Origin of the sequence: Streptomyces sp. NPDC059371 (assembly GCF_042751995.1) — a bacterium.
Lineage (GTDB): Bacteria > Actinomycetota > Actinomycetes > Streptomycetales > Streptomycetaceae > Streptomyces.
The window spans coordinates 52431-56880 of record NZ_JBHYXD010000056.1 but is presented as its reverse complement, the minus strand read 5'-3'; the positions used below and the strand labels follow the sequence as shown (position 1 = coordinate 56880).

General features: G+C 72.9%; 2 protein-coding genes and 1 pseudogene. All 3 read right to left on the bottom strand.

Features of this window, described 5'->3' with window-relative positions:
- Window positions 1-1301, bottom strand: a pseudogene (locus tag ACFXGX_RS27180) (NHLP bacteriocin export ABC transporter permease/ATPase subunit); the annotation flags it as partial.
- A 1-nt stretch (window position 1302) separates the two neighbouring features.
- Complete coding sequence (locus ACFXGX_RS27175; protein ID WP_384795855.1) at window positions 1303-3525, bottom strand: NHLP family bacteriocin export ABC transporter peptidase/permease/ATPase subunit; 2223 nt, start codon at window positions 3523-3525, stop codon at window positions 1303-1305.
- Window positions 3522-4331: an HlyD family efflux transporter periplasmic adaptor subunit gene (locus tag ACFXGX_RS27170; RefSeq protein ID WP_384795853.1), complete on the bottom strand. Its 810-nt coding sequence runs from the start codon at window positions 4329-4331 to the stop codon at window positions 3522-3524. The genes ACFXGX_RS27175 and ACFXGX_RS27170 overlap by 4 nt, the downstream gene beginning before the upstream one ends.
- Window positions 4332-4450: the final 119 nt, after the last annotated feature.

Here is a 4450-nt window from a genome sequence, read left to right as displayed (position 1 = left end):
CCCGACACTGTCGGTGTTGTATCCGTTGTGGAAGTTTTGGGGCGGCCCGCGCGGCGGGCGTGTTGCGCCCCGGGCGCCCCGCCGCCCACGGTCACCAGAGCGCTGACCGCGAGGCTGCGCAGATCCCCGCCGGTGCCCGCCAGACAGAACCGCAGCAGCCGCAGCGGGCCGAGCCCGCGCTCGGGCAGCGGGCGGTAGAACATCACCGCCCGCGCTTCGAACTCCGACGCGTTGGCCTTCTCGACCGGCGTCTCCCGCCCGGAGGACGGCTGTACGGCGACATAGCCGCCGCGCCGCCACAGCAGCGCCACCGGCGCACCGGACACCGCCCGGCCGCCGACCAGCGGGCCGATGTCGTCACGCCACCAGCGCCCGTCGAGACGTACGGAACGGGTGCGGAGCCGTGAGGCGAGCGCGATCCGTTCGACGGGGTCGAGCCGTTCGCTCTCCGCGCCGCCGCCCGCCCGCTCGGCCAGGGTGATCCCGGCCGCGCGGGCGACCAGCTCGCAGGCCGCGTACGTGGCGTCGGCCTCGGCCGTGGTCGGGCGCTTCGCCGACCGTCTGCCGATCGAGGCGAGCAGCGTCCGGTCGGCGCGGTCGCGGACGGCCTCACCGGCCTTGATGCCCGCCGCGGTGCGGTCCTCGTGACCGGCCTCCAGCTCCTCGATCCAGCGGTCGAGCGTGGACAGCAGCCGGTACTGCTGGTCGACCATGCCCTGCCAGACGCCGGAGTCCATCAGCAGATCGGCCGCGGCCTCGGCCCCGTACAGCGAGCCGTACTGCACGCTTCCCGGCGGGACCCGCATCCAGAACACGTCGTCGTCGGTGGGTGCGGGGGCGTTCTCGGAGGCCGTCGGTGCCTGGAAGAGGACGGACAGACCGCGTCCGACGCCGAGCGCGAGGGCGTGCTCCAGAGGGCTCGACGCCGGCGGCACGAACTGAGGGTTGCCGTACGCGTCGTACGACCAGGTCGCCGTGCCGGCCGGTTCGTACAGCTCGCGCAGCCCGATCCGGCGCAGCTCGCAGCCGCGCAACGGCCGCCCCACCAGCGTGTGCTGAGGGCCCGTCACCGGACCGAGCAGCAAGGAGCCCGCTTCGAGCCGGCCGAGGTGGTGCCAGTGACCCTGCTCGGCCGCGTCGACCGCGAACAGGTCCATGGCGCCCGCGACCACCAGCCACAGGACCTGCGGACCCTCCAGATCGAGACGGCTCAGGCCCGCGCCGCCGACCGGGGTTCCCATGCCGCCGAGCGCCCCGAGCACCACGTCCTGCTCGTGGACGCCTTCGTGAACCGTGGTCATCTCAACGCTCCCTGACCAGGCCGGCGTAGGGACCGCCGGCCGCCACCAGTGCCTCGTGCCGCCCGCGTTCCACGACCGAGCCGTGTTCCAGCACGACGATCTCGTCGCTGTCCCGCACCGTGCTCAGCCGGTGGGCGATCACCACGCAGGCGCAGCCGCGCCGGCGCAGGTTGTCCATGACGGTCTGCTCCGTCTCGGCGTCCAGGGCGCTGGTCACCTCGTCGAGCACCAGGACGCTGGGCCTGCGCACCAACGCCCTTGCGATCTCCAGGCGTTGCCGCTGGCCGCCGGAGAAGTTCCGTCCGTCCTGCTCGACCCGGCTGTGGATCCCGCCGGGACGGCGCGCGACGACGTCGTACAGCGCCGCGTCCTGGAGGGCGGCGGTCACCGCGTCGTCGGTGATCGAGGGATCCCACAGCGCCACGTTGTCGCGGACCGTCCCCTCGAAGAGGAACACGTCCTGGTCCACGAACGACACGGACGACGCCAGCGCCCCGCGCGGGATGTCCTCGAGACGGCGGCCATCGATGCGGATCGCGCCCTCCCACGGCGTGTACAGACCCGAGATCAGCCGGGACACCGTCGACTTGCCGCTGCCCGAACCGCCGACCAGAGCGACCTGCTGCCCCGGCCCGACCGTCAGCGAGAACCCGGCGAGCAGCGGCTCGTCGAGGGGGCTGTAGCCGAACGTGATGTTCTCCAGTTCCACGAGACCCCGCAGCCGCCGGGTGGATCCACCGCTGCCGGGGCGGTCGTAGAGCGGGTCGGTCCGGAAGTTCTCCACGTCCTTGAGCCGGGCCACGTCGGCCGCGAAGTCCTGGATGCGGCCGGCGACACCGTTGAGCCGGGTGACCGGCGCGGTGAACCGGGTGACCAGTGCCTGGAAGGCGACCAGCAGACCCACGGAGACCTGTCCCTCGACCGCCCGCAGACCGCCGATCCACAGGATCAGCGCGCTGTTGAGCATCGCCAGCGTCGGGGCGACCACCCCCAGCCAGGCGCTCGGCACCCCGAGGCGCTGCTGCTCCTCCAGCGTGGTGGCGTGCTGTCCCGCCCACTTGCGGAAGTAGCCGTCCTCACCACCGGTGGCCTTCATCGTCTCGATCAACTGCAGTCCGGTGTAGGCGGTGTTGGTCAGCCGGGCGGTGTCGGCGCGCAGCTTGGCGGTGCGGGTCGCGCGCAGCCGGATCACCACGCGCATCGCCACCACGTTGAGCAGCGCGACACCGATACCGACGGCCGTGAGCTGCGGGTCGTACGTGTAGAGCAGCACGGCGTACAGGACGACGACGACCGCGTCCACGCCCGCGGCGGCGAGATCGCGCGCCAGGGTCTCGGCCACCGCGTCGTTCGACTGGAGCCGCTGCACCAGGTCGGCCGGACTGCGCTGGGAGAAGAAGGTGACCGGCAGCCGCAGCAGATGGCGCAGGAACCGGGCGCTGGAGAGCGTCGAGGAGATGAGGCGGCCGCGCAGCAGGTTCGCCTGCTGGAGCCAGGTCAGCACCACCGTCAGCAGGACCGAGGCGCCCATCGACGCGAACAGCACGCCCAGCAGCGAACTCTGACCGCCGATCAGATACTGGTCGATGAACGTCCGGCTGAGCGCCGGAACGGCCGCGCCGACCGCCACCAGCAGCAGGCTCGCCAGCACCGCGACGGGCATCGTGCCCGAAGTGCCGCGCAGCCGGGCGGGCATGGCGCCCAGCACTCCCGGTCTGCGGCCGCCCCTGCGGAATCCGGGGCCCGGCTCCATGACCAGGACGACCCCGGTGAAGCTGGTGTCGAAGTCCTCCATCGGCACGAAACGACGGCCCTTGCCGGGGTCGTTGACGAACACGCCCCGGCGTCCGAAACGGCGGCCCATGCCGTCGTACACGACATAGTGGTTGAATTCCCAGAAGAGGATCGCGGGCCCCCGCACCTCGGCGAGCGCGGCCGTGTCCATCTGCATGCCCTTGGCGGTCAGACCGTAACCGCGCGCCGCCTTCAGCAGGTTGCTCGCGCGCGAGCCGTCCCGCGAGACACCGCACGCGATGCGCAGCTCTTCGAGCGGGACGTGCCGGCCGTGGTGGCCGAGCACCATCGCGAGGGACGCCGCACCGCACTCCACGGCCTCCATCTGGAGCACGGTGGGGGTGCGGACACTCTTGACCCGGGTCCTGGGCACGCTGCGCCGGGGCGGGGCGGCGCGCCGTCTGCCACGGGTGTCCGGCGCGGCGCTCACGGCAGGAGCCAGTCGACGGGGCGCTGACCGGCCAGCCGGACCGAGGCCGTGGCCAGGGTCATGGAGGTGAGCGTGTAGGGCGGCCCGTCCGCGGACGACCACTTCAGTCCGCTGCGGGTGTTCGACGAGCGGTCGAGCCTGACCAGCACGGCGACCGGCCTGCCCTTCTCGCTGAACTGCTCGCCCAGTTGGGCGTCACCGAGGTAGGCGGCGATCTGCTGCCGGGTCTGCGCGGTGCGGCCCACCGTCTTCACATGGCCGCGCAGCACTCCGTAGCGCTGGGCGGGCACCGACTGGACGGTGAGGTCGACGGCGGCGCCCGAGGGAACGGCCGCGGCGCTCGCGGCGGAGACGTACACCGTCGCGTACAGCGGGTCGGTGGCGTGGGCGACCTTCTCCACGGCGGCGACGTTCGCGCCGGTCGAGATGATCGCGCCGATGGTGGCGGCCAGGGCGGTGACACGGCCCGCGGCGACCGTGCGGACGACGGCCGTCTCCCCGCGGGCAGTACGCACCTTCAGTACGGGGGCGTTCCCGGGAAGGCGTTCGCCCTCCGTCGCGAGGACCGCGGTGACCTGCCCGGCGACCGGGCTCTGGAGGATGTAACTGCCCTCCGCGTGGGTGAGAACGGCGGGCGCGCCGACGGTGGAGGCGACGGTGCCGGTCACGGCCCAGACGGAGGCGGCGGCCATGGCGAGGACCGTCACGGCCAGCACGAGCCGGCCCTGCGGGCGGGCGAGGCGCACCGGAAGGTCGAGCTCTTCGGGGGACCGCAGCTTGGCGAGGGCCTGTTGGCGGAACTGCACGGGACTCTTCTCACCTGTTCGAGAGGCTCACGGCACCCGAGAGTCGCGGGGCCGTGGGGGGGGGGGGGGGGCACGGGGGGGTGGGTAGCGTGAAGTGGGCGGGGGGCCGGGGCGGTTGC